We start from the raw sequence: 23,320 nt of genomic DNA, 5'->3' as shown, positions 1-23,320 counted from the left end.
AAGCGCTTACTCAGGGACCCACTGTGGCGCCGGTTGGTGTCTTGGTCGAGCCGCCTGCGAGGATGGGAAGGCTGAAGGTTATGGATGCCCCCCCTGTCTCGACATTTTCCGCCCAAAGCCGTCCGCGGTGCGCCTCGACGATCGAATGGCAGATTGCCAGGCCCATCCCCATTCCATCCGGCTTGGTTGTGTAGAACGCTTCAAAAATCCGTTCTGGATCGCTAAGTCCGCGGCCGCTATCTCGCACTTCGACCTCAACTGTTCCGTCGTTCTGAGACCGCGAAACGATTCGCAGGCTTCGCACATTGCTGTCGACTTCCTGCATCGCTTCAATGCCGTTGCGGACGATGTTGAGGACGACTTGCTCCATCTGGACATGATCGGCGACCGTCGCAGGAAGGCGGGGATCGAGGTGAAGGTCCAGCTTGACGCCGCTCGATGCGAGCCTGTCGGCCAGGAGATCACACACTTCGCGGATCACCGCGTTCAGGTCGATCGCTTGCGGTTCACCTTCCGTCTTGTTGAACAGGGCCCGGATCCGGGTGATCACCTGTGCCGCCGCGTCCGCGTTTCTGATGATTTTTTGGGCGACACGGCTGGCGTGATGGAAATTTGGCGGATCAGCGTTCAGCCATCTCTGGAAGGCGCCGGTGTTGGCCACGACCGCCTGGAGCGGCTGGTTGAGTTCGTGCGCAATGGACACAGATAGTTCGGACAGGCTGGCTGCGCGCAAGGCGCGCGCGAGCCGTTCGTCCGCCAGACGCAGGGATTCTTGGGCGCGGACCTCGTCGTCAATGTCGAAGTTGACGCCGTACCAGCGAAGGATAGTGCCGTCTTCGTCGCGTAGCGGTTCGAACCGCGAATCGATCCAGCGATATTCGCCATCCTTCCGGCACAGCCGACCTTTGTGCTGGAGTGGCTCTCCACGGGCAAAGGACTTTTCGAACACAGCCTTGACGGCCGCCCGGTCATCGGGATGGAACAACTCCACATGCGAGGCGAATTGCCGCTTGCCTCGCGGTTGCGCCTTAGCCGAGTCGATGCCCGCCCAGTCGACGAACCGTTTGTTGAAGTAGTACGGCAATCCCGCCGGCGTCATCAGCCAGATCATGGTGGGAACTGTATCGACCAGCAGGCGCAGCTCGCGCTCGCGCTCGCGCAACGCAGATTCGGCCTTCTTCTGATCGTCGATATCCGCCGTGTGGCCGTACCAGCCGGTTATCCTCCCGAACTCATTGCGCGAAGCAATGCCGGTGTCGCGAAACCACCGATATGTCCCATCGAACCGACGCAAACGATGCTCGTCGATCACAGGCTCGCCGGTCTGCAAGCTGTGACGCCATCGCGCCATGCTCGCTTCGACATCGTCCGGATGGATAAACTGTGTCCAATGATAATCATCGCCATCCATGATCCGGCGCATCTCATCGGCTGTCACACCTACATACTCGAGCGCCGCAGGATTAACCACGCGAAGGCGGCCATCCGCAGAGGCCGACCATCCGAGGCCCGGAATATCGGCGATGCTCGGTCCAGTGTCATGGTAGACCCGGTCATAGAAGCTCATGGTCCTGAAAATCGTTGTCACGAACCATAGGGCTGACGCCGCGACGACAAATACCGTCAACCGGACCGCGCCGCTTGTGGCCCCCGATTCCAGCGAAAACAGGATCACGGATGAAAGCAGACCGGCCGCGGCAATGGCCACCAAGCCGGCCTCCCAGCCGATGCAGATGCATATGGCTGCAACGGCGACCAGCAGAACGTATGGCTCATTGACGAACAATGCCAGCAAAACGCTCGCAGCTCCGATCGCCAATGCCACGGCGCGGCGCTGTTTCGTTGACGTCAGCTCCATTTCAGACCTCTAGAGACCGCCTCTGTGTCCCCACTCCCTGTCGCGGCCGTTATCCAAGTCAGTTACGGAGCCCCAACGCCTGATTGTACACCTGTCCTCTCCCGCAGCCGCTCACCGGCTGTCGACCGGAAGCGACTGCCACATGTTGAAGAGATGCGAGATGGACCTCGCGTTCATCTTCTTCATCATGTTGCTCCGATGGAGCTTTACGGTGATCTCGCTGATGCCGAGATCCGATGCAATCTGCTTGTTCATCGCACCGGAGACCACAAGCCTCAGCACTTCCCGCTCGCGGGGCGTAAGGGTCTCATAAACGGCCAAGTTCTTGCGCGACACGGTCGATGCTGCTCTTCGCGCGACGTCGTTGGCGATAGCGGTGGACACCGCATCAAGGAACGTCTGGTCGCGCACCGGCTTGGTCAGGAAATCCACTGCCCCCGCCTTCATCGCCTGGACGCTCATGGCGATGTCACCATGACCCGTCAAGAATACGATCGGCGTTAGGATGCCTTTGGCTGCGAGGAGATGCTGAAGATCGAGGCCGCTCAGACCCGGCATTCGCACATCGAGAACGAGGCAGCCTGGGCGGTCCGGCAGATTTGCGTCCAGCAATTCCTGGCCCGAAGAAAACGACATCGTGTCTATGCCGACCGAATTCAGCAACTCCTCCAACGCGTCGCGAACCGTTGCGTCATCGTCGACCAAAATGGTTATCGGACTGTCTGCGATCCCTGAAGTTGCCACGCCCACGACTCCTGCCTCGGGGAGATATGCTGGACACGAAAGGCCGCGTTCACGCAGTTAGTATCAGCCGCGCTTTTGTCACACGTCAACCAGGACCTGCGCCTCACGCGAGGCCGCCGGAACTCGTCGATGGCCAGCCATTCCCGCCAATCCGTTGTCTGTACGTCAGGTCTTGCGTACCTGTATCGCGGCGGGCAACGCAACACTGCAAAGGGTGATCGGACCTAGCGATTTGAACGGCTGACCTAGACTTCGGTATAGGTGTGCGGACCGGGGGTTCCAGTCTCCCCCGGCCTCCGCCGCTTTCAAAGTGGCGCATCGCCATTACATCAATCGGCTGCTGCGCCAGAAGCCGCTGTACAGTGCCTATCCTGACTGGTTTCACGAGCTCCTAGCGCAAGTATTCTGTACCTTTGCATCACATCACAAAGACCCTTGTAGAATAGATTGGCGCCGCGGCCCGCCGCATTCTCCTCTGTACTGGCTAAAGCCTCCATGGAGGAAAACAATGCGCAATTCGACCCGAATGCCGTCCCACCGCGCTTCTCTTGCCGTCTCCATGTTCCCGGTGATTCTGTTCTCATGTCCGGTCAGTGCGCATGACGCATTGCCGACAGCCGCCAAGCCGCTGGGCTGGAGCTACCCGCACTCGTGCTGCTCCGGCATCGACTGCCGCCAGGTCGGCGACAAGGCCATCAGCGAGCGACCGGAAGGCTATGTCATCAACGGGACCGGCGAGGTCGTCGCCTATAGCGACGGCCGGGTGAAGCATTCGCCAGACGGTGTCTATCACTGGTGCTCGGTGGCCGGGGCCGCCGACAGCAGGACCATCTGCCTCTTCGTTCCGCCGAAGGGATACTAGGCCGCCGCCATCGCGGCATTGTCACGGAACCAGCGATGAAAGCAATATCGACACTCCATCTCCTCACACTCGCCGCCTGCTTCGTGGTGCAGTCCGGCGGACTGGAGCTGTCGGGGCTACCGGGGGTCAGACGCGCACTTCAGACGATGGAAACACGCACCGAGCCACAGTCATCACAGCGCATAGAACAGGGTCTCCCGAGGCCACCGCAGCCGGCGACCTATACCGTGATATGGCCCGCCATCATCCTTGAACTAATCGACTACGACCGCACCTTCCACATAGCCTGCGCCATCCGGCTCATCATGACGTCGCCTCGTCGAGCGATGGGCACGCCATGCGCATAATACGTTGGGCATGTCGCGCTGACAGTGTGCCGCAGCCATTAGGCATAGCGAACTTGCTCCAACGTTCACGACACTAGGCACGTTGGAGATCCGGTTTGCGCCCTTTGAAAATATCGGTGCTCGTTGGACTGGCGGCAGTAGTTGCGACAATCGTTTGGTTCCCGGGGTCCGAACCCCGGATCGCCGCGACGGACAGGCCCCTCGACGCAACGGAAGCCGAGGAGGCTTCGATTGCCGGCTATGGCGAGATCCGGATATATCGCGACGCTCGGATCACTGCGGGAGACGTTCGCGACTGGACGCCGACCACCGAGCCGGATGGCCTCGATGTCCTGATGATCTCCGGCGGCGGTGCGGGAGGCGCGTTCAGCGTCGGTGTGCTTGCGGCGTGGAGCGCATCTGGAACGCGCCCGCAATTCGACGTGGTCACTGGCGTAAGCACGGGCGCCCTGATCGCACCATTCGCGTTCCTCGGATCGGACTCTGACAAAACACTGGTGCATCTCTTTACAAGCGGCGTCGCGGACGACCTTGTCGCAACCAAGTTTCCGGTGGGGTTGATTGGATCGAGCTTGCTGCGATCCACGCCATTGAGGCGAATGGTCGAGGACACCATCACACCCGCAATCCTGCGGCGGGTCGCAGATCAGCATCGCAAGGGCCGTCGCCTTCTAGTCCTGACGACCAATCTCGATACTCAACGTGCCGTCGTGTGGAACATGGGCGCCATCGCCAACAGCGGCCGACCGAACGCGCTTAGGCTGTTCCAAGACGTTTTGATCGCGTCGGCGAGTATCCCCGGCATTTATCCGGCGGTCATGATTGAGGCCGAGTCAGGAGGGCGTCGCTTCCAGGAAATCCATTCCGATGGGGGGTCGACGTCGCAAGTTTTGATACTTCCACAGGCAATTCTGGCAAGCACGAACCCTCTCGTGCCCAGCAAGCGCCAAAGTGTCGCTTTCCATGTGATCGTAAACAATGCGCTCATACCGGAATTCGCCACCACGCAGAACAGAACATTGTCGGTGATTGCAAGAGCATATTCCATCCTGCTCAAATCCCAGATACAGAGTGAACTGACTATCCTCTACAACTACGCGAAACTGACCGGGGCACGTTTTCATCTGGCGACTATTGGCGCTCAAGTCCCCTATTCGATGCTCGATCCTTTCAACACCAGCTATATGCAAGCCGTATATAACCTCGGCTATGCCGGCCTCCTGGCTGGAAACCTGTGGAAAGACCGTCCTGTTTTTGCCGACCGACGGCTGTGATCACGTCCTGAACGTCGGGTGCTGCTCATCAAGAGCTGCTCGACAGTAAGAAAGACGGATTCCCTACGTCCAAAAACGCTGTGACCCAAGCGCTTCGATATTCTCCGCCAGCACCCTGGTCAGCCGCACTAGACCTTAGCATCGCACGACAGATTCCTCCGTAGAATAGGCTGCTGCGCGGGACCGCCTCATTCTCCTCTCACCCGGCCGCCCCGACATTGATGGCGTGGACGCGGAGCCGGGCTGGAGAAGGAGATGAAGATGACAAGTGAAGTACCGAGCAAGGGGCTGGAGTGGACCAACCTCGTTCTAGGCGCAGGTCTGGCCTGCGCTGCCCTCGCATTCACCGAGCTGCCTGCCGCAGCCTGGAATGCAGGGATCGTCGGCGTGCTGGTTGCCTGCTGCTCTGCCGTGGCGCTCTACCGCTACGGAGCCTGGGCCGAATGGTCCAATCTCGCCTTGGGGTGCTGGGCAGTAGCGGCCCCGTTCCTGCTTGGCCTCGGGTCGGCGCAAGCGGCGATGTGGACGCTCGTCCTGGTTGGGCTTTGCGTCGCGACGATCGCCATCATCCAGCTTTCCAACGGCAGCAAAGCGCAGATGCTTTCGAGGATCAAATCCGACGCCACGTAATGTCATCGGAGCCAGGCACAACGGGATGGCCGCGTGAGCTGTTTCTGCAACCGTCCCCTAGAATGCTTCGGCGGGTTGCGAGTGAGAGCCCGCCCTGCAAAGCCCGAGCCGGCATGGTAGAGATCATGGACTCCGTGAATCGCGAACCGACACTCGAAGAGATGCTGGACGATCCTATCGTCCAGATGCGGCGCGACAATGTCTGCCCCGACGATGTGAGGCGGATCGTTCATGAGGTCCACGAGGCATGTCGAGGCTTGTTGATCGAACGCGGCACGCCACCCGACCTCTCGGGAAACAGTTCGACGTTGAAGAGGACGATTGCCCTTCTACTTGTTCTGGCCGCGTCGAACGCCGTTCAGAAAGATTTCCACCGCGGAAGCGACCGCCTCCTGCGCTTCTTCGTCCGACGGCGGCGGCCGCAGCCCGAGAACGACCTGCAGATGAAGGTTGTCGCGGATCATGCCTACAAAATGCCCAGCGAGGCGCAGGCAATCGTCCGCTTGGATTTCCCCCCCTTCTCTCGCGGCTTCAAGAACCTCGGCGAGCCGAACGGTGGTCCGGCCCGGGCCTTGTTGGTAGAACGCTTCCGCGAGATCGGGGAAGCGGTTGGCCTCGGTGACGGCAATACGATAGATGCCGATCAAAGTGGGGGACATGTAGGCCCGCATGGAGTGCCGTCCGAACGCTGTCAGCGTCGCCCGCAGGTCGTGGCCTGTTATTTCCTCGATCACCAGGGGCGACAGCACCTTGTCTGCGCTCTCCTTGACGAGCGCGGAGAACAGGCCCTCCTTGTTGCCGAACTCATTGTAAATGTTGCGCTTCGATCCGCCTGCGCGTTCGATGATCGCGTCGATGCTCGTCGCGGCGTAGCCTTGCTCGAAAAAGACCTCGGCAGCCGCCTGAAGAAGCGCCTCGCGGCGGCCTTTGCGCCGCGTGGTCCTTGCAGCCGCAGCCATTCATTCACTCCAATGCATCTCTTGACTGGTAACAATTATTACCATAAGCGTCAATGGTAACGCCTATTACCGGAGGCTGTCGTGCCGCAACATAGCAGGAAAAAGACGATCGGCTTGCTACTGTGCCTCTCGGCCGTGCTCGCCCTGGGTGCGGGATGGGCATGGGCCCGTTCGAGCGAGACGTCGACCGACAACGCCTACGTCCGCGGGGACGTGACCGGTCTTGCGCCGAAGATTGCGGGGTATGTCACCGCGGTAGAGGTTCGGGACAACCAGGCCGTCCAAGCTGGTGACGTCCTGTTCCGGATCGACGACCGCGACTACCGCGCGCGGCTGGCGCAAGCCGTGGCCAATGTCGAAGCCGCCCAGGCGCGTCTCGGTAATGTCGATGCCGAAGTCCAGCTTCAGCACGCCCTCATCAGGCAGGCCGAAGCCCAGATGCGTTCGGCCGAAGCCGAGCTGAATCTCGCGACAAAGGCGTCCGACCGCCGCCGCGAACTTATTCGCACAAGCGCAGTAAGCCAGGCCCAGGTCGATGAAAGCGACGCTGCGCGGTCAAGAGCCGAAGCGGCGGTAGCGGCGGCATCGGCAGCGCTGGAGGCACAGCGGCAGCGCATCGCTGTTCTCGACGCCCAGCGAGAAGCCGCCGTAGCCGCAGTAGCGCAAGCACGGGCCGCAGAGGAACTCGCTCAAATCGATCTCGACAACACCGTGGTACGTGCGCCGATCGGCGGCGTCGTCGGCAACCGCCAGGTTCGCATCGGCCGGCTTGTGGCGCCGGGTGCCTCCCTGCTCGACATCGTTCCGGTCAACGATCTGTGGGTCGTGGCGAACTTCAAGGAAACGCAGATCGAACATATACGGGCCGGTCAGGGTGTGCGAGTTAGCGTCGACAGCTACCCGGACGAGATGTTTGAAGGCGTGGTGGACAGCTTTTCGCCAGGCAGCGGATCAGCGTTCAGCCTGCTTCCCGCCGACAATGCGACAGGGAACTTCGTTCGCATCGTCCAGCGCGTTCCGGTGAAGATCCGACTTGTCGGCAATCCACTGCCTGGCCGCCTCGTCCCGGGTCTGTCCGCCCGCGTCGAGATCGATGACGGGAGCGGCCCGTGACCGCGGCGCTTGTCGCCACGCCGAGCCGCGATCGACCTGCGACAGGAACGCTTCTTGTCGCGGGCGTAGTGCTCGCCACCATGACGGAGGCGATCGCCAGCACGGTCCTGTCGCTCGGGCGCGGCGACATCATCGGCGACACCTACGCAACTCCCGATGAGTTCGCCTGGCTGGATGTCGGTTATACCGCTCCGAAACTGATCGGGTTCATGGCCGCGGCTTGGCTGATGAGCCGTATTAGCCCCCGCAATCTGATCGTTGGCTCGACCCTGGTCATGGGCGCGGCCTGCGCTATTGCCGCCATCACGGCCCGCTTGGACCTGCTCGTCGTGCTCCGCGTGATGCAAGGCTTCTCCGGAGGCGTCCTGCTCGTGGCGGGGCAGGCGATCATTTTTCTTGCCTATCCGCGACGTTACCAACCGATCCTGCAGGCCCTGTTCGCAATCGGTTCGGTCGTTGCGCCCGCGACGATCGCCCCCGCCCTTCAGGGATGGCTGCTCGACAGCCAGTCCTGGACGTGGATTTTCTTCAGCGTCGTCCCGGTGTCGCTGGCGGCGACAGGACTCGTGCTGCTCGCGGACTATCCGGTGCCCCTCAATGTTGCACGCCGCCCGTTCGACTGGATCGGCTTCTCGCTGGTAGCCACAACACTCTTCTGCTTCACCTATGTGTTCAGCCAAGGCAGCCGGTGGGACTGGTTCGAGGAATCCCGCATCCTGTGGCTGACAGTGATCGGCACGGCCGCGCTGCTGGCGTTTCTTGGCCAGCAGGCAATGGGCAAAGGCCGGGGCCTGCTGGACTTCACTTTGTTCTGGTCAGAGGATTTCTCCTTCGCGTTCATCGTCAGTTTCGTCGCCGGCGCCGCCTTGTTCGGGAGCGCGTTCCTGATCCCGTCGTTCGCCGTATCTGTCCTTGCATTCACCCCAACCGACGCCGGCCTGCTCCTGTTGCCGAGCGGCGCGCTTTTCATCGGCGCGCTTCTCACCGCTGCTTTCCTCATGCAAGTCAGGCGCATTCCTCCGATCGCCACAGTGCCCTTCGGAATCCTGATGATCATGGCTTCGATGTGGATGCTGTCCGGCTCGACGATCGAGAGCGGCGCTGACGACATGATGCCGGCCATTCTGTTGCGTGGTCTCGGCCTCGGCTTCCTGTTCCTGTCGATTACCCTCATAGCCTTCGGCAAACTCAACGAACAAAACCTCGCATCCGGCATTGGCCTTTTCAACACGGGTCGCCAGCTCGGCGGCCTCATGGGTGTAGCCTTGCTGCAGACGTTGATCGAAAATAACATTGCCGCCAATGTCGCGGTGCTCGGCGCCAATGTAACCGCAGGCGTTCTCGCGGTCAGCGAGCGTCTGGCGGCGACAACAGCCATGCTCGCGGTAAAAGGAATGGACCCCCTGGCAGCCGGCCGGGCAGCGACAAGCCTGCTGGGCAGAGCCGTCGCGGGTCAGTCCACTGTGATCGCCTTCGACACCGCGTTCAACGCGGTCGCGCTGCTGTTTGTGATCGCCGCGCCCGTGCTGGTCGCGACCAAGATCGGCCTCTCGCGATACATGCGAAAGCATACAGAACTGCCGTCCCTCGAGCTAAACGCAGTCCCGACGCTGATCGCGACGACGCTCGACATGACCCCGAACTGGCCGTCTCCAACCTTAGCCTCGAATGTCCTCGACGACAGGAGTCGGAGGCAAGTGGAAGACGCGCAGGCGCCAGCCTGACACATCGTGGAAGTGTGTGGCCGCATGTCGCGGCTGGATCGTCGTGAGATGGGTAAGGGAGCGGGCGGCAAAGAGGGTCCTGCCGAAGCGACCGAACTATACGCCTGTTTCTTGAAGCGCCCCCCCGGGGAGGGTCGCAGGGGCACCGCCAGGGAGTCGCGGCGACACGGCGAGAGCCGCGCCGCCGATCGACAGGAGGTTAATTGAGCCCCGCCTTGTCCAGGCCATACATTGCGTCGGCGGAACCCGGCACAGTCTTGAAGCCTACGTTGAGGCGGTTCCACGCGTTGATCACCATGACAGCGAAGCTGAGGTCGGAGATCTCCTTCTCCGACAGTTGCGTGCGGACTCGGTCATAGATCTCGTCCGGAACGCCCTGTTCCGGCAGCTTGGTCAGTACTTCCGTCCACGCAAGTGCCGCGCGCTCGCGGAGGGTGAACAGGGTCGAGTCCCTCCACGCCGCCAGATGGTAAAGGCGCAGCTCGCGCTCGCCGTGCATCTTGGCCTGCTTGACGTGCATGTCCAGGCAGAAGGAGCAGCCGTTCAACTGCGATGCGCGAATGTTGACGAGGTCGATAATTGACACCTCGATCGAGCTTGCACGGAGAGCCAAGGCAACCTCGGTGAACTTCCTCACGAGTTCCGGCGATTGCTCGGCCCAGTTGATGCGAGGCCCATTTTGGGTTTTGGCCAGCGCCGCCGGTTTGGTGGCAACGTTCATGCATATCTCTCCTTGAATGCGGTTGAAGTCATCGCCTGCAAATCATGTCTGCGTGTACGCAACCAAACCATCATGCGAGGAGCCAGTTCTCCGCTCAGCTGGTCTAGGCAGCATCATGCTTCAAGCTAGGCTGGGCACGCCTCGGACCAGCGCCTCATGGATTTCCATAAGGTGCGGCTGCGGCGTGGCGGGACTAGGATGCGGATATGAGTTTGCCAACCCAGACATCTAGGAGAAGTGCTACATCACGCACTGACAGTCCCCAGCCTTTCTTTGCCTGGCAGGAGAAGCCGATGATGTCCGTCTGGTCGCACCGTCCGCAAATGCTTCACCTGGGGTTATTTTTTGCGGCATATGTCTTGGGCTGCGGATTCGCCCAGGCGCTGGCAATCATCCCTGGTATAACGGTTTCCATTTGGCCTCCAGGCGGCGTTTTCATCGCGACGCTCGTCCTCACCTCTCCTTACAGTTGGCCATGGTGGATATTGGCGGGCTGCCTGGCGGAGATGTTCGCGCAGCTCGTGTGGTTCCACAGTCCGTTGCCTGCGGGCTTCCTGATTTATGTCGGCAATGCCCTTGGCGCGGCTGTCGGCGCAACGCTGGTGAACCGGGCATGCGGGCGGCCGGTTCGGCTAGAAACTTTGCAGGAGGTCCTCGCATTCGTCGTGCTAGGCGCTGGAGCTGCGCCGCTCGTCAGCGCGACAGTCGGAAGCGCGACGCTCGCGTGGTTTGGCATAGAGTCGCAAACCTTCACCTCTGTATGGCCGCTGTTTTGGATTGGCGACGCCACAGGAATCCTGCTCGTAGCGCCACCGGCGCTGGTCGTGATCCAGTATTGGCGCAGCAAGACCCAACTCTCTCCTGCGCAGGGGGTGGAAGCCGGCGTCCTGGGACTGATCTTCCTGGGAGTCGCCGCGCTTTCCTTGAGCGACATCTACCTGCCCACCCCCTACATCATCATGCCACCCCTTCTTTGGGCCGCGGCGCGCTTCGAGTTCAGAGGCGCCGCCGTCGCGTTGACGCTCCTAGCGCTGATCACGGTGGCGCTTACGATATCCGGAGACAGCCAGTTTGTCGGCGATCCCGAGTCCCAGAGGGAAAGGCAGGTCATGCTGCAGCTTTTCCTGGCCATCTCGGCATCGTCGGCGCTCATCGTGGCGGCGATATCCCGGCAGCGTCAGCTGGCGCTGGTCACATCGCGCGGCCGGGAGCGGGAGCTCTCTCAGCTCGTCGATATGGTTCCGAGCCACGTTTGGCGGCTTGCGCCGGACGGCGAGCCAGTTTTCTTCAACAAGCGCATGGTCGATTTTCTTGGCCTGGACGTAGCCGATTTGGACAAACCGGACATGAGCCGGCTGGAGGCGGTCATAGAAACCGTCCATCCGGACGACGCAGCAGGGTTCGGTGACGCACTCCGTCACAGCCTCGCCACCGGCGAGAGCTTTGCGCTGCGATATCGCCTGCGCCGCGCCGATGATGTCTATCGCTGGATGTCGAGCCGCGCCGAGCCATTGCGGGATGAGGACGGGAGCATCGTCCAGTGGTATGGCCTCTGTCACGACATCAACGATCAGATGCACGCCGAAGAGGCGCTGCGGCGCAGCGAGCGGCAGCTTCGGGAGATGATCGACGCCGTTCCAGTCCGTATCTGGAGCGCGAAACCTCCGAGTGGGGCGGTCTACTTCAACAAGCGTTATCAGGACCATTTCCGCGACGTGATCGCGGATTTCGAAGCCCTCGAGGAGCCACGCATCGAAACGTTGCTGCAAGAGCTGCTTCATCCCGCCGATGCTCCCGAAGTGCAGCTCACGCTATCGAGGTGTTTCGAAACCGGCGGTGAGGCTGCGATGCGATTTCGATGGCGCGAAAAGGATGGCGTCTATCGTTGGGCCGAGTGCCGGGTAGAGCCTCGGCGCGACGAGAACGGCGAGATTGCGGAATGGTATGGCGTTTCTCTCGACATCGACGACGAGGTGCGCGCGCAGGAGGCACTTCGGCAGAGTGAACGGGACCTCCAACAGCTCATCGACACCGTGCCCGTACTGATCTTCCTCGCGACGCCCGCCGGCGATCCCATCTACGTCAACAAGCGTCTGGCAGACTTTCATGGATTCCAGCAGGAGGAATTCGACGCACCGGGGGAGACGCGGATGGACCGGGCTGTCCGCATGCTCGTCCATCCAGACGAAATGCCCACTGTCCATCAGGCGTTGAAGCGCAGCTTCAGCCGAGGTGAACCATTCGCAATGCGCTACCGGCAGCGCCGACACGATGGGGTGTACCGCTGGATCGAGGGGAGAGCCGAACCACTACGAAACGAGTTAGGAGAAATCGTCCGATGGTACGGTGTCAATCTGGACGTCGATGACGAGGTGCGTGCACAGGAGGCGCTACGTCAGGCGTCCCACAAGTTAGCGCAGGCGACGCAAGCTGCAAACTTGGCTGAGCTCTCTGCCTCGATCGCGCACGAGGTAAACCAACCGCTGGCAGCCGTGGTCGCGAATTCGTACGCATGCCAGCGCTGGCTCTCTGCTGAACCGCCGAATCTCGAACGTGCGAAGAAGACGGTGGAGCGCATTGTCCGTGACGCAAATGCAGCCGCCGACGTTGTTCGTCGGATCCGCGCTTTGTTCAAGCAATCCGGCGAGGCAAGGAGCTCTACGGCGCTGAGTGGTGTTATCGCTGAGGCGCGCGACCTGATGGCCGACGAAGCGACGCGGCGGCGCGTCCGCATGGATGTCGATGTCGAGAGCGGCCTGCCGCTTGTCGTGCTGGATCGCGTACACATCCAGCAGGTTCTGGTGAACCTCATTCGCAACGGCATGGATGCGATGGATTCCCTCGAAGGTGACCGGATTCTTGGGGTGCGAGTGCGCCGCATGGGAGACGTGGTCCAAACGGAGATCAGCGACAGCGGCGCGGGGATCGAGTTCCCCGACAAGATATTTGAACCGTTCTTCACGACGAAGGAGAACGGGATGGGCATGGGGCTCGCGATCTGCCGTTCGATCGTCGAATCACACGGCGGACGCTTGTGGGCGGACAAGAACGAACTGCAGGGGGCGACGTTCGCCTTCACCCTGCCGATTGAAGTGAAGGCGGCACCATGACCACGGATGACCATATCGTCTTCATCGTGGACGACGATGCGCGCCTGCGGGAGGCGCTGAGCGAACTGCTGGATTCGCACGGCATCCGCACCGCTGCATTCGGATCGGCAGGCGAATACATCGGTGCGGATAAACCAGACATCCCGGCATGCCTCATCCTCGACGTCGAGCTGCCCGACATCAACGGCCTCGATCTGCAGAGGCAGATCGCAAAGGGAGATCATCCGCCGATCGTTTTCATAACCGGGCACGGCGACATCCCGTCCTCCGTCCAGGCGATCAAGCATGGCGCCGTGGACTTTCTCACCAAGCCTTTCAGCGATGCCGATCTCATGGCTGCGATCCAGGCGGGGATCGCCGAGGACCGGGAAAGGCGCTCCGCGCGCGCCGAACTGGGCGTGCTGAGGCGACGCTATCGTGACCTGACGCCACGCGAACGCGAGGTGCTACCGCTTGTCGTGAGCGGACTGCTCAACAAGCAGGCGGCCGCAGAGCTGGGAATCAGTGAAGTCACGCTGGAAATCCATAGAAGGAACGTAATGCAAAAAATGGCAGCGTCATCGCTCGCCGATCTCGTGCGGATCGCGGAGCGATTGGAGATACCGATCACTCACTCGCGCCGAGCGGGAGGGAGCCGGGCGTGACCAAGATAAGACCCATCGTGGCGGTTGTCGATGATGATCCAAGGCTGCTGGAGTCGCTGGAGAACCTGCTGGAGTCCGCTGGCTATGCGTCCCGCAGCTTCTCTTCAGCGCGATCATTGCTCATCAGTGGGCTGTCCGGCCTTGACGTGCTCATCGCCGACATCGGGATGCCCGGCATGGACGGCTTCGAACTTTGTGACCTGGTGAAGAAGGTGCGTCCGGACCTGCCGATATTCCTTATCACCGGGCGCCACGAGATTGCCGATGCGGACAGAGTTCAGGGCGTCAGCGGGTGCTTCAGAAAGCCCTTCGATGCGCAGGACATGCTGGCAGCCATCGGCAATGCATTGCGCAAATCGAAAAATGGAGGTGAGCATGAGAGTTGAGCAGCTGCCGCACTTACGGAGATCGGCGCCGTCGTCATCGCAGCGGAGGAGCGACGCGGAGCAACCACTCGTAGTCATTGTGGATGACGATGCGTCTGTTCAGGAGGCGCTTTCGGAATTGATACTCTCCGCCGGGTTCCAGCCTGTCTGCTTCAGCTCCACGCGCGCATTGCTCGATGCCGACGTACTGGACAGACCCGGTTGCCTGATCCTCGATGTCCGCATGCCGGGAGCGAGCGGCCTCGACCTGCAGCGTCATCTGTCTCAAACGGGCAATCCCAAGCCGGTTATCTTCCTGACCGGGCATGGCGACATTCCAATGACCGTGCAGGCGATGAAGGCCGGTGCGGTGGACTTCCTCACGAAGCCTGTGCGGGACCAAACGCTCCTTGACGCAGTAATTGCGGGTGTCGCCATGGATGCCCTGCGGCGGGCGGCATCAGCGGTCGTCAAGCTCAACATCGAACGCGTCGAGACGCTAACGCCACGCGAGCGGGAGGTTCTGTGTCAGGTTGCACGAGGACGCCTCAACAAGCAAATCGCCTTCGATCTCGGCATCAGTGAGGTGACAGTGAAACTGCACCGCGGCAACGTCATGCGCAAGATGGAGGCTGCTTCCATCGGCGAGCTGATCCGGGCATGGGAGACGCTGCCGGCGGCGATGCGTGAGTTGGGCCAGGCATAGTCGCGTAACGGCGGCGTGCGGCAGCGCCCCGAGTGGGGCGCTCGGCCGCCGAGTTTCACTCGTCGAAGGGCGCGTTTGCAACCAGATCGTCTGAGGATGGAACCTTAGCCCCATAGCCGAAGACAAAACGATTGCCGAAGTCGCGGATAAAGTTGTCGTAGGTCGTCTCGGGCACATTCTCGGCGATATGGCAGAAGCATCGTGTCATGCGCCGCTTCATGTCGAGCCGGGGAAATTCGTTGGCGATCCGCGCGATCTCGCTGGGTGGAATAGTGTCGTACTGAAGACCGACCACGTCCAGGCAAATGCCGGCCGTGCAAAGGGCAACCTCCGCCTCCTTGTAGAGCCCGATCGACGGCGTCGAATTGAGCGCGACGCTGTCCCAGATCAACTGAGCCCGGCGCTCGTCGACTCCGCCCTGCCGCGCAAAGGTCCTCGCCAGATCGGCTCCTTCGACCTCGAAGCGGCGAGGGCCGTTGAAGCGATCGTTGAGCGTGATGTCGTGCAGCAGGGTGCCCACTGCGACCACTTCGGGATCGTGACTGATATTTCGGATCTGTCCGATCCGGACGGCAAAGAGCCATGAACGAACCACATGGTTGAACAGATACGGCTCGCAACTGTTGCGCGCGTGATCGAGAGCTTGGCGCACGAGCGCCGTGTCGGGGACGAGGACCCCTGCGAACATTCGACTGAAAATTCCGTGCATGAGCAGAGTTCCTTGTGATTGGGGAGGCCGTTCGCTTTAGGTGAGCGCCAGGCCTCCATCGACGGTAATGACCTGTCCGGTCACCCAATCCGAAGCTGGATTCGCCAGCTGCACGATCCATCGGGCAACGTCATCCGGAGTGCCGCGTCGCTTGAGCGGTATCTGTTCGCGCTCCGCCTCCTCGATCACCGCAGCATGCTCCGGAGAGAGGCCCATCATGCCGGTGAGCGCACCCGATTCAGTCGGGCCGGCCGCGACGGCGTTGACCCTTATGCCCTGCCGCGCGAGTTCCAGCGCCCAGCAGCGCGTCAGGTGCTCCAGCGCCGCCTTGCTGGCCGCATAGTGCGAGAGGCCAGCGCCCGGCTTGTGACCGAACGTGCTGGATATGTTGACAATTGAACCCTTTGTGGCTTCGAGATGCGGGAGCGCTGCGGCCGCAAGCAGGCTTGGACCGACCACGTTCACCGCAAGGATGCTGTTGATGCGTTCGGCGGTTGCGTCACGCAGCGGCAGAAGCGCGCCGGCGCCCGCATTGTTGATAAGGATGTCCAGCCGGCCCCAACTATCGATTGCCTTCGCGATCGTATCAGGCGCATCGCCCGGGACCGCGACATCGGCGACGACGCCTGTGATATCCTTGTGCAGGGCGGCCGTCTCCTTCAGGCTCTTCGGGCGGCGCCCTGTGATCAGGACTTTGGCGCCTTGTCTTGCGAGAGCGAGCGCTACTGCCCGACCTATGCCCGAGCTTCCGCCGGTTACGATGGCGACCTTGGCGCTGAACATCATCGTTCTGGTCCCTATGCGTACGAAACGTCTGTTTCGACCAGTTTGAGTAGCCCCTCTTCGCGCAAGGCGGCTTGCGCCGCGGGGCGGCTCACCATCCGTCGGCGCAATGCGACGAACGCTTCGGGAGTGCGCACGTCGAACCGTTCAGCCCATAGGAGCATTACGAACAGATAGAAGTCGGCAACGCTGGGTGTTGCGCCGAACAGGAAGTCGCCATCTCGGCTTTCCGCCAGATTGTCGAGCAGCCGGGAAATGGTCTCCCTGGCTTGCGCCTTCTGGATATCGTTTCCTGTGTGCCACATCGGCTTGAAGGCGCGATGCACCTCGGTTGAGATGAAGGCCAGCGCTTCGAGAAGCCGTGTGCGTCCCAGCTCTCCCGAAACACCAAGCGTCGGATATTTCGTGGCGAGCCAGTCGAGAATGGCGATGTTCTCGGTGAGAACCTCGCCGTCGTCGAGCACCAGGGCAGGGACATAGCCCTTTGGCGTGACGTCGTTGAAGTCGGCTCCGGAAGCTGTCCGCTTCGTCTTGAGATCCACGCTCTCACGCTCAAACGTCGCGCCTGCTTCAAGCAGGGCGATGTGGTCCGCGAGGCTGCAGGCGAGCGGGCTATAGTACAGTTTCATGACAATGACCTTGTTCGGTTTGTTGGGTGGCGGCCGGCTAGCGATAGCCAACTCCGCTGACGTAGTTGAACAGCATTCGCTCCTGCAGCTCTTCCTCCTCGAACAGCACCTTCATCGCGTCGCGGATGTCCAGGATGCCGAGAGGCTTGGCGGCCTCATTGATGACTGGAACATTCTGCAGGCTCCTCGCGGCCATGGTCTGCCAAACGTCACGAACATCATCCTTCGGTCCACATGTGATGACGGACTTGCTCATCAACGCCGATGCGGGCGGAGACGCATGGGTCGGGCTGCTGAGATGGCGGATGAGGTCGGATTTGCTAATGACGCCTTCCAGGCTTCCGGTCGCGTCGCACACCAGGACCAGCCCGACGCCTGGCCTGGAAAGCGGCAGGGCCGCGTCCTGGACAGTTGCATCGCGACTGACAACTGCCAGGCGGAAGGACGTCAATGCGTGCAGCCTCTCGACGAACATCGCTCATATCTCCTGAGCTTCCCCGATCGGCGCCGGTGTGCTTCGAAAAAGCCGGCGCCGAGCAGGCGCTCGTTTCATTCGTCGAGGGGGATCACCAATTCCGTTTCATCGGTGTCGACGACGAACACGGCCAGCAGCCGGGCGGGCTCGGTCGCGCTGGCGTTGGCGCTGACGGCGTGACGGTCACCGGGGAACTCTGACCAGCTTTCGCCGACGCGATAGGTGACTTCAGGTCCGTCATTCACCTTGCTCTTGATCGCCCCTTCAAGGACGGTTGCGTAAATGAAGGCTGACTTTGGGTGGAGATGCGCCGGCGAATTGCCGCCCGGCTCATATTTCACGAGTACGCCTCTCATGCTCTTGCCGGGCACGTTCGGGAGCGGCTGGTCATAGACGAGCGTCACGTTCTTGAAAGCGTTAGCCGTATTGTCGGCCAGCGCGGCGGTTGCGATGAACGCCGCGAGCGCAGCGGTGCTGTAGAGTGTGGTCCTTATCATTTGTCTGGCTCCAGTTGCTGTTGAGAATGGGGGTGATCGCCGGCCGGAGGGGAGGACGGCCGGCGATCGGGCTCTCGCCTAAGGGCACGGCGTGAGCCTAGGACCTGATGAAGGTGAGCAAGTCGGCGTTCACCACATCGGCATGCGTGGTACACATCCCGTGTGGAAAGCCCTCATGGATCTTGAGCGTGCTGTTCTTCAGAAGCTTTGCGGATAACGGCGCGGAATCGGCAATGGGCACGATCTGGTCGTCGGTGCCGTGCATGACGAGAGTCGGCACGTCGATGATCTTGAGGTCGTCGGTGAAATCGGTTTCCGAGAACGCCTTGATGCCGTCATAGTGGGCCTTGGCGCCGCCCATCATGCCCTGCCGCCACCAGTTCTGGATGACGCCCGGGATTGCTTTCGCGCCTGCCCGGTTGAAACCGTAAAAGGGGCCTGACGGGAAGTCGATGTAGAACTGCGCCCGGTTGTCGGCGAGCGACTTGCGCAGCCCGTCGAACACTTCGACGGGAATGCCACCAGGATTGGCCAGCGTCTTCACCATGATTGGCGGTACCGCGCCGATGAGGACGAGCTTCGCGGTGCGTCCGTTGCCGTGGCGGGCGACATAGCGAGCGGCTTCGCCGCCACCCGTCGAGTGGCCGATGTGGATCGCGTCCCGCAGGCCGAGATGCTCGACGACAGCCGACGCGTCGGCGGCGTAGTGATCCATGTCGTGACCGTCGCTCACCTGTGCGGAACGGCCGTGCCCGCGCCGGTCATGCGCAATGGTGCGATATCCGTGCCCGACGAAGAAAAGCATCTGCGCGTCCCAGTCGTCGGCGCTGAGCGGCCAGCCGTGATGGAAGACGATCGGTTGGGCGTCCTTCGGACCCCAGTCCTTGTAATAGATCTCGGTGCCGTCCTTGGTAGTGATAGTGCTCATATCTTTCGATCCTTCTTGAGAGATGGATGAGTTCGACTCCTCGCCGGCTGCCCCTTGCGCGAGCGCGTATTTGGGCAGGCCGGTTGCAATGCCGGCGGCAGCCGCTCCGAGGAGCACGGCTCGGCGACTTGCCTGAGGCGCAAAGGTCAGCTTGTGGTCCATCGTTCGTTTCCCTGCGAGTTCTCTTCAGACGATGCCGTTACGCCGCAACACCGCTTCGCCGAGGCGGGGCGTGGTCGAACCAGTTTTCGAACGACGTCGAACCGAGACGGGCGCCCGCGCCCGGGACAAGCGAGCGGTCGTCTAGCTCGGTTCCGAAATAGAGAGCATGAGGATCACCGATCACCTTCTTGGGATCGCTGGCGAGTTGCAGAAAACGCGCGACCAGTTCGTTCATGCGGAAGGGCTCGGGGCCGCCGATCTCCATCACGCCGTTGATCGGCTGGGAGAGCGCCACGTCAGCCATCACATCTGCGACGTCGTCGGAGGCGATGGGCTGGAAATAGGCTGACGATACCGTGACCGTGTCGCCAACGGTTGCCGACTGCGCTATGCCGCCAAGGAACTCGAAGAACTGCGTCGAGTGAACGATCGTGTAGGGAATTCCCGACTCCCTGATCAGCTTCTCCTGAGCCATCTTGGCGCGCAGGTAGCCGCTGCGGGGCAGGCGCTCTGCCCCGACTATCGAGAGCGCAATGTGATGTTTCACGCCGGCGGCTTTCTCCGCCGCGAGCAGGTTCTTTCCGGCTGTTTCGAAGAACTCGAGAACGGCCTTGTCCTCGAACGACGGTGAATTGGCGAGATCGATGACGACCGCCGCCCCGGCAAGAGCCTTCTCCAACCCTTCACCGGTGAAGGTATTGACGCCGCCACTAGGCGATGCAGCCAATACGTCGTGGCCCTTCGCGCTCAGCCTTGCGACGGTCTTGGAGCCGATAAGTCCGGTACCGCCGATGATTACGATTTTCATGTCATTCTCCTGTTCTGACTTCGAAAAGATCTGATTGCGATAATGCCGGCGTCTCCTCACCCTACCGGTCCTGCATCCCTCAATGAGAGAGGCGCCTCGGCGGCTCGCTCGCCAAACGAGGCAGGCTCAGGCGATACTGTCTTCGCAGCGTCCCTTCGCTTGACCCCGGGCCCCATGACCTCCGAGGCGCTGCCGCAGTGGCCCGAGCCGAAGATGTCGGCCGTGCCAAAGGTGGCGCAGGATGGAGGCGGTGTTCTCGAGGAATTCCCGAAGAGGTCTGCCCGAGTGGCCGGGATCACGAGGTGCCGCTGTTGTGAGGGCACGACATTTCGGCGACGCCGCCACGACGTCGTGCCCCTGTTGACGCAGCCTCTCGACGGTCGCCAACTGGATGTACCGAGTGCCGCCAATGACCACGATTTTCATGTAGATGTCTCCTGAGGCTTGCATTTGTCGAACGCAGCCGGCGCGAGGCGGTCGGTTCGTCACTCTGCCGATGCTGCTTCCTCGATCAGCGAGGTTACCTCCGCCGGGTGCGAAACCATCAAGGCGTGCGAAGCGCCCTCGACGACGATGGTCTTCACCGAATCCGCGCGCTCGGCCATGAACTTCATGACAGCCGGCGGGATGTTTCGATCAGCCGAGCCGTAGATCGAAAAGGACGGAATTATCCTCCAGGCGGCGGCGCCGGAGGGCTCGGCCAGAGCTGCGTCAGCCACGGGGCGTTGTGTCGCCGCCATCAGGCTGGCCTGCGCTGCCGGTACGTCGGCCGCGAATTGCTCGTGAAACTTTTCCGGCTGGATGTAGAGGTCCTGTCCTCCATCTGGCCGCGTCACTGTCAGAAGCGCCTCGCCAAGTGTGCTGCCCGGGAACTGTCCTGAAAGTGTTAGACTGGACTCGCCTTTGTCCGGCGCGAACCCGGCCACATAGACCAACGCTTTCACATTGCCTTTTCCGTTGGCTGCCTCGGTAATGACCGGGCCGCCATAAGAATGGCCTACCAGGACGACCGGTCCGTGGATCGATCCGATCAGAGCCGATACCGCCGCCGCGTCGCTTGCAACGCCGCGAAGTGGATTGGCCGCGGCGATGGTCCGGAAACCGTCTCTCTCGAGCTCGGCGATGACGCCGTTCCAACTTGACGATTCCGCAAAGGCCCCGTGCACCAGCACGATCGTCGGCTTGACCTGATGATCCGCGGGCTGCGCCGTCGCGCTGTCCGACACGCAGCATGCATAAACAAGGGCCAGCGCTCTGATGATCTTCTGCACGTCTCTTCTCCTGTGCGGCGGTCGTTCGATGCCCAGGAGAATGCGCCCACATGGCGCGCGAAAATATTCGACGGACGGCTCGGTCAGGCGATCCTAAAGTCTAGGGCCGATTGAACCCGGGACTGGCCGCAGCCGGCAGTCGGCGGAGCCGGATCGCGTCGGTAGATCGAAGCCGCTTCGGCAAACGAGAAATCCGGCGCAATCGCAACAAGACATATACCGCCGTATGGCCCCACCTCGTCCTTGATCCAGTCGACCCGCAGATACTCCTCTATATAGCGTTTTTGCACGACCAAGTCGCCAATTGTCGACTCAACAAAAAGGGCGTGAAAATGTCAGGCGCGGAAACAAGATCAGGCACGACCGGCAATCATGCCTTTGACCGGACCACCGATGGGTTTCAGTTCGGCCTGTCCATAGGGCAGTCGACCGCCGGCGTTGTTCATGATCTTGGCAATCTCATTCAGGTCGCATCATCCGCGCTGAATCGGGTCGCCCGCGACCCGAGCGTCTCGACGGCTCCGGCGCTCGAGCCCGCAATCGCCAGCGCCAGGACTGCCTTGCAGCGAGCCGGCGCGCTCGTCCGGGAAACTGTAGGCCGGGCCGCAACTAGTCACCGGATGCCTGAACGGGCAAGCGTAAGCGCCTGTCTGGCCGAGGTCGTAAAACTCGTCCAAAGCACATCGGAGGCGAACATCCGTCTTGAGGTTCACGTTGAGCGAGATCTACCCGCTGCGATGTGTGATCCTCTGGGTTTACAGACTGCGATCTTGAATCTCGTGTTCAACGCGCGCGATGCTATGCCAAATGGTGGGTTGATCTCGATAAGCGCGGCCGCCGTCGTTCAAAATCCTGAAACCGTGGTCGAGCTCCGGGTCGAAGACAGCGGCATCGGGATGACGCGCGAGACCCTGCTCCGCGCCTTCGATCTCTTTTTCACCACCAAGGGCACCGGGCTCGGCGGTGTCGGCCTGCCGATGGTGAAGCATTTTGCCGAGCACTACGGCGGGCGCATCGATATCGAAAGCGCCTTCGGGTCGGGCACGACAGTGATATTGCGGCTACCCGCCATCGAGGCCCGGCAGGATTAATTGCAAGTCAATAGGGCACGGCCCACAGCGCCCAGTCATTCATGCCCGCAACCGCCGATACAGACGCGGCACAAGATCGAGGACTCTCAAATGAGCGCAAAGGTCACGGAAAATGCGCAGCAACATCGTTTCGAGTTGCCGATTGCAGCCGGTGCGCTCGCTGCGGCCTACTACCGTCTCGAGAACGAGCGGGTCGTTCTGATCCATACGGAGGTTCCATCGGAATTCTCCGGAAAGGGGATCGCATCGCAGTTGGCGCATGGCACTTTTGAGTTGCTGCGCGAGACCGGCCGCAAGGCGATCCCGAGATGCCCGTTCATGGAACGCTTCCTCGTCAAGAACCCGCAATATACCGACATCGTCGCTGGATGATCGCGGTGCAGCAGTTGCTTTCCGGGAAGATCGGGTGAGCCGCAATGAATGACGAGTACAATCTGCAGAGATTCGTCCACGCACAAGATCCGGTTTACGAAGATGCCATTGGCATTCTGCGTCGGGGAATGATGTGCACGCCCTACATGGAATTCATGTTTCCCAGGCTGGCCTCTAGCGGAAGCGACGGTGCGCTTGAGTCTTACGCGATCAGATCGCTCGACGAGGCGAACGCCTATATTTCCTCCCCGCTGCTCGGCGGTCGCTATCGCGAATGCGTCGGCACATTGCAGCGGCTGGTCAAATTCAGCGCCCACACCGTCTTCGGTGATGCCGACGCCCGCAAGCTGCATGCGTCGTTGACGCTGTTCTCCGAAGCCAGTGACGATGAGTTCCTGCTCGAAACCATGTTCGACGTCTGGTTCGACGGTTTGCTCGACGAGGCCACCATGACAAGGATCCGCTCGATGCAACGGTAAGACGGCATCGCCTGCCGCCGCACATCTTCGAACAGGAGAATTTCCGTCCCACCTGCTCG

General features: G+C 61.4%; 25 protein-coding genes and 1 pseudogene. 12 read left to right on the top strand and 14 right to left on the bottom strand.

All coding sequences use genetic code 11. The features are described from left to right. Positions 1-10: 10 nt before the first annotated feature. Complete coding sequence (locus tag ABID19_RS16865) at positions 11-1,858, bottom strand: PAS domain-containing sensor histidine kinase (protein WP_354492116.1); 1,848 nt, start codon at positions 1,856-1,858, stop codon at positions 11-13. 111 nt (positions 1,859-1,969) lie between these two features. After that, positions 1,970-2,608: a response regulator transcription factor gene (locus tag ABID19_RS16860; protein WP_354492115.1), complete on the bottom strand. Its 639-nt coding sequence runs from the start codon at positions 2,606-2,608 to the stop codon at positions 1,970-1,972. 502 nt (positions 2,609-3,110) lie between these two features. Between ABID19_RS16860 and ABID19_RS16855 the strand changes: the two genes are divergently transcribed. From ABID19_RS16855 to ABID19_RS16845, 3 genes are all read left to right on the top strand, one after another. Continuing rightward, the gene (locus ABID19_RS16855) at positions 3,111-3,464 is read left to right on the top strand and encodes a cupin domain-containing protein (RefSeq protein WP_354492114.1); all 354 of its coding nucleotides are present in this window, start codon (positions 3,111-3,113) and stop codon (positions 3,462-3,464) included. Between the two features lie 496 nt (positions 3,465-3,960). Continuing rightward, complete coding sequence (locus ABID19_RS16850; protein WP_354492196.1) at positions 3,961-5,085, top strand: patatin-like phospholipase family protein; 1,125 nt, start codon at positions 3,961-3,963, stop codon at positions 5,083-5,085. A gap of 261 nt (positions 5,086-5,346) precedes the next feature. Continuing rightward, positions 5,347-5,715, top strand: coding sequence for an SPW repeat domain-containing protein (locus ABID19_RS16845; protein WP_354492113.1), 369 nt, complete (start codon positions 5,347-5,349; stop codon positions 5,713-5,715). A gap of 329 nt (positions 5,716-6,044) precedes the next feature. On the opposite strand, the gene ABID19_RS16840 is transcribed toward ABID19_RS16845, so the two are convergent. Then, a complete protein-coding gene (locus tag ABID19_RS16840) occupies positions 6,045-6,674 on the bottom strand; it encodes a TetR/AcrR family transcriptional regulator (RefSeq protein ID WP_354492112.1) in 630 nt (209 codons plus the stop codon). An 81-nt stretch (positions 6,675-6,755) separates the two neighbouring features. Between ABID19_RS16840 and ABID19_RS16835 the strand changes: the two genes are divergently transcribed. Together ABID19_RS16835 and ABID19_RS16830 are read left to right on the top strand one after the other, a co-directional pair. Further along, positions 6,756-7,787, top strand: a complete 1,032-nt coding sequence (locus ABID19_RS16835; protein WP_354492111.1) for an HlyD family secretion protein — start codon at positions 6,756-6,758, stop codon at positions 7,785-7,787. Continuing rightward, positions 7,784-9,511, top strand: coding sequence for a DHA2 family efflux MFS transporter permease subunit (locus ABID19_RS16830; protein WP_354492110.1), 1,728 nt, complete (start codon positions 7,784-7,786; stop codon positions 9,509-9,511). Before ABID19_RS16835 ends, ABID19_RS16830 begins: the two co-directional genes overlap by 4 nt. Positions 9,512-9,710: 199 nt before the next feature. Here ABID19_RS16830 and ABID19_RS16825 read toward each other — a convergent pair whose 3' ends face one another. Next, positions 9,711-10,232 carry a carboxymuconolactone decarboxylase family protein gene (locus tag ABID19_RS16825; RefSeq protein WP_354492109.1) on the bottom strand — a complete coding sequence of 174 codons (522 nt, stop codon included), beginning with the start codon at positions 10,230-10,232 and terminating at the stop codon, positions 9,711-9,713. Positions 10,233-10,525: 293 nt separating this feature from the next. Between ABID19_RS16825 and ABID19_RS16820 the strand changes: the two genes are divergently transcribed. Genes ABID19_RS16820 through ABID19_RS16805 form a run of 4 tightly spaced genes read left to right on the top strand, consistent with a single transcriptional unit; the run spans position 10,526 to position 15,057 of the window. Beyond that, positions 10,526-13,342: an MASE1 domain-containing protein gene (locus ABID19_RS16820; protein WP_354492108.1), complete on the top strand. Its 2,817-nt coding sequence runs from the start codon at positions 10,526-10,528 to the stop codon at positions 13,340-13,342. Beyond that, on the top strand, positions 13,339-13,986 hold the full coding sequence (locus tag ABID19_RS16815) for a response regulator transcription factor (RefSeq protein WP_354492107.1): 648 nt from the start codon (positions 13,339-13,341) through the stop codon (positions 13,984-13,986). The genes ABID19_RS16820 and ABID19_RS16815 overlap by 4 nt, the downstream gene beginning before the upstream one ends. Next, complete coding sequence (locus ABID19_RS16810) at positions 13,983-14,372, top strand: response regulator (protein ID WP_354492106.1); 390 nt, start codon at positions 13,983-13,985, stop codon at positions 14,370-14,372. The genes ABID19_RS16815 and ABID19_RS16810 overlap by 4 nt, the downstream gene beginning before the upstream one ends. After that, complete coding sequence (locus ABID19_RS16805) at positions 14,362-15,057, top strand: response regulator transcription factor (RefSeq protein WP_354492195.1); 696 nt, start codon at positions 14,362-14,364, stop codon at positions 15,055-15,057. The genes ABID19_RS16810 and ABID19_RS16805 overlap by 11 nt, the downstream gene beginning before the upstream one ends. Positions 15,058-15,112: 55 nt before the next feature. Here the strand turns inward: ABID19_RS16805 and ABID19_RS16800 are convergent, their stop codons facing one another. From ABID19_RS16800 to ABID19_RS16755, 10 genes and pseudogenes are all read right to left on the bottom strand, one after another. Beyond that, positions 15,113-15,745 (bottom strand): HD domain-containing protein, encoded by a 633-nt coding sequence (locus ABID19_RS16800; protein ID WP_435528734.1) that lies wholly within the window; start codon positions 15,743-15,745, stop codon positions 15,113-15,115. A 57-nt stretch (positions 15,746-15,802) separates the two neighbouring features. Further along, on the bottom strand, positions 15,803-16,552 hold the full coding sequence (locus tag ABID19_RS16795) for an SDR family NAD(P)-dependent oxidoreductase (RefSeq protein ID WP_354492104.1): 750 nt from the start codon (positions 16,550-16,552) through the stop codon (positions 15,803-15,805). Between the two features lie 11 nt (positions 16,553-16,563). After that, positions 16,564-17,178: a glutathione S-transferase C-terminal domain-containing protein gene (locus ABID19_RS16790; RefSeq protein ID WP_354492103.1), complete on the bottom strand. Its 615-nt coding sequence runs from the start codon at positions 17,176-17,178 to the stop codon at positions 16,564-16,566. 37 nt (positions 17,179-17,215) lie between these two features. Continuing rightward, entirely contained in the window at positions 17,216-17,653 is a 438-nt protein-coding gene (locus ABID19_RS16785; RefSeq protein ID WP_354492102.1) for a CBS domain-containing protein, read from the bottom strand. Between the two features lie 74 nt (positions 17,654-17,727). Then, entirely contained in the window at positions 17,728-18,150 is a 423-nt protein-coding gene (locus ABID19_RS16780; protein ID WP_354492101.1) for a cupin domain-containing protein, read from the bottom strand. A gap of 97 nt (positions 18,151-18,247) precedes the next feature. Then, the gene (locus tag ABID19_RS16775) at positions 18,248-19,078 is read right to left on the bottom strand and encodes an alpha/beta fold hydrolase (RefSeq protein ID WP_435528733.1); all 831 of its coding nucleotides are present in this window, start codon (positions 19,076-19,078) and stop codon (positions 18,248-18,250) included. A 199-nt stretch (positions 19,079-19,277) separates the two neighbouring features. Continuing rightward, on the bottom strand, positions 19,278-20,048 hold the full coding sequence (locus ABID19_RS16770; protein ID WP_354492099.1) for an SDR family oxidoreductase: 771 nt from the start codon (positions 20,046-20,048) through the stop codon (positions 19,278-19,280). 330 nt (positions 20,049-20,378) lie between these two features. Further along, positions 20,379-20,474, bottom strand: a pseudogene (locus tag ABID19_RS16765) (NmrA family transcriptional regulator); the annotation flags it as partial. A gap of 59 nt (positions 20,475-20,533) precedes the next feature. Continuing rightward, positions 20,534-21,319: an alpha/beta fold hydrolase gene (locus tag ABID19_RS16760; protein ID WP_354492098.1), complete on the bottom strand. Its 786-nt coding sequence runs from the start codon at positions 21,317-21,319 to the stop codon at positions 20,534-20,536. A gap of 83 nt (positions 21,320-21,402) precedes the next feature. Continuing rightward, entirely contained in the window at positions 21,403-21,609 is a 207-nt protein-coding gene (locus ABID19_RS16755) for a hypothetical protein (RefSeq protein ID WP_354492097.1), read from the bottom strand. Positions 21,610-21,651: 42 nt separating this feature from the next. On the opposite strand from ABID19_RS16755, the gene ABID19_RS16750 reads away from it, so the two are divergent. The 3 genes from ABID19_RS16750 (at position 21,652) to ABID19_RS16740 (ending at position 23,261) form a co-directional block, all read left to right on the top strand. After that, positions 21,652-22,410 carry a sensor histidine kinase gene (locus tag ABID19_RS16750; RefSeq protein WP_354492096.1) on the top strand — a complete coding sequence of 253 codons (759 nt, stop codon included), beginning with the start codon at positions 21,652-21,654 and terminating at the stop codon, positions 22,408-22,410. A gap of 90 nt (positions 22,411-22,500) precedes the next feature. Next, on the top strand, positions 22,501-22,782 hold the full coding sequence (locus tag ABID19_RS16745; protein WP_354492095.1) for a GNAT family N-acetyltransferase: 282 nt from the start codon (positions 22,501-22,503) through the stop codon (positions 22,780-22,782). A 44-nt stretch (positions 22,783-22,826) separates the two neighbouring features. After that, positions 22,827-23,261 (top strand): DUF1810 domain-containing protein, encoded by a 435-nt coding sequence (locus tag ABID19_RS16740; RefSeq protein WP_354492094.1) that lies wholly within the window; start codon positions 22,827-22,829, stop codon positions 23,259-23,261. Positions 23,262-23,320: the final 59 nt, after the last annotated feature.

It is taken from the genome of Mesorhizobium robiniae, assembly GCF_040545535.1.
In the GTDB taxonomy this organism is placed as follows: domain Bacteria; phylum Pseudomonadota; class Alphaproteobacteria; order Rhizobiales; family Rhizobiaceae; genus Mesorhizobium; species Mesorhizobium robiniae.
This window is presented reverse-complemented; position numbering and strand designations above follow the sequence as displayed.

Excerpts from the sequence above, each read along its gene's own strand:
- ABID19_RS16750 (WP_354492096.1), top strand. The coding sequence starts at position 21,652 with ATGTCAGGCGCGGAAACAAGATCAGGCACGACCGGCAATCATGCCTTT.
- ABID19_RS16795 (WP_354492104.1), bottom strand. The coding sequence starts at position 16,552 with ATGATGTTCAGCGCCAAGGTCGCCATCGTAACCGGCGGAAGCTCGGGC.
- ABID19_RS16800 (WP_435528734.1), bottom strand. The coding sequence starts at position 15,745 with ATGTTCGCAGGGGTCCTCGTCCCCGACACGGCGCTCGTGCGCCAAGCT.
- ABID19_RS16865 (WP_354492116.1), bottom strand. The coding sequence starts at position 1,858 with ATGGAGCTGACGTCAACGAAACAGCGCCGCGCCGTGGCATTGGCGATC.
- ABID19_RS16815 (WP_354492107.1), top strand. The coding sequence starts at position 13,339 with ATGACCACGGATGACCATATCGTCTTCATCGTGGACGACGATGCGCGC.
- ABID19_RS16790 (WP_354492103.1), bottom strand. The coding sequence starts at position 17,178 with ATGAAACTGTACTATAGCCCGCTCGCCTGCAGCCTCGCGGACCACATC.
- ABID19_RS16780 (WP_354492101.1), bottom strand. The coding sequence starts at position 18,150 with ATGATAAGGACCACACTCTACAGCACCGCTGCGCTCGCGGCGTTCATC.
- ABID19_RS16845 (WP_354492113.1), top strand. The coding sequence starts at position 5,347 with ATGACAAGTGAAGTACCGAGCAAGGGGCTGGAGTGGACCAACCTCGTT.
- ABID19_RS16825 (WP_354492109.1), bottom strand. The coding sequence starts at position 10,232 with ATGAACGTTGCCACCAAACCGGCGGCGCTGGCCAAAACCCAAAATGGG.
- ABID19_RS16770 (WP_354492099.1), bottom strand. The coding sequence starts at position 20,048 with ATGAAAATCGTAATCATCGGCGGTACCGGACTTATCGGCTCCAAGACC.
- ABID19_RS16740 (WP_354492094.1), top strand. The coding sequence starts at position 22,827 with ATGAATGACGAGTACAATCTGCAGAGATTCGTCCACGCACAAGATCCG.
- ABID19_RS16840 (WP_354492112.1), bottom strand. The coding sequence starts at position 6,674 with ATGGCTGCGGCTGCAAGGACCACGCGGCGCAAAGGCCGCCGCGAGGCG.
- ABID19_RS16745 (WP_354492095.1), top strand. The coding sequence starts at position 22,501 with ATGAGCGCAAAGGTCACGGAAAATGCGCAGCAACATCGTTTCGAGTTG.
- ABID19_RS16805 (WP_354492195.1), top strand. The coding sequence starts at position 14,362 with ATGAGAGTTGAGCAGCTGCCGCACTTACGGAGATCGGCGCCGTCGTCA.
- ABID19_RS16775 (WP_435528733.1), bottom strand. The coding sequence starts at position 19,078 with ATGAGCACTATCACTACCAAGGACGGCACCGAGATCTATTACAAGGAC.
- ABID19_RS16820 (WP_354492108.1), top strand. The coding sequence starts at position 10,526 with ATGATGTCCGTCTGGTCGCACCGTCCGCAAATGCTTCACCTGGGGTTA.
- ABID19_RS16785 (WP_354492102.1), bottom strand. The coding sequence starts at position 17,653 with ATGTTCGTCGAGAGGCTGCACGCATTGACGTCCTTCCGCCTGGCAGTT.
- ABID19_RS16855 (WP_354492114.1), top strand. The coding sequence starts at position 3,111 with ATGCGCAATTCGACCCGAATGCCGTCCCACCGCGCTTCTCTTGCCGTC.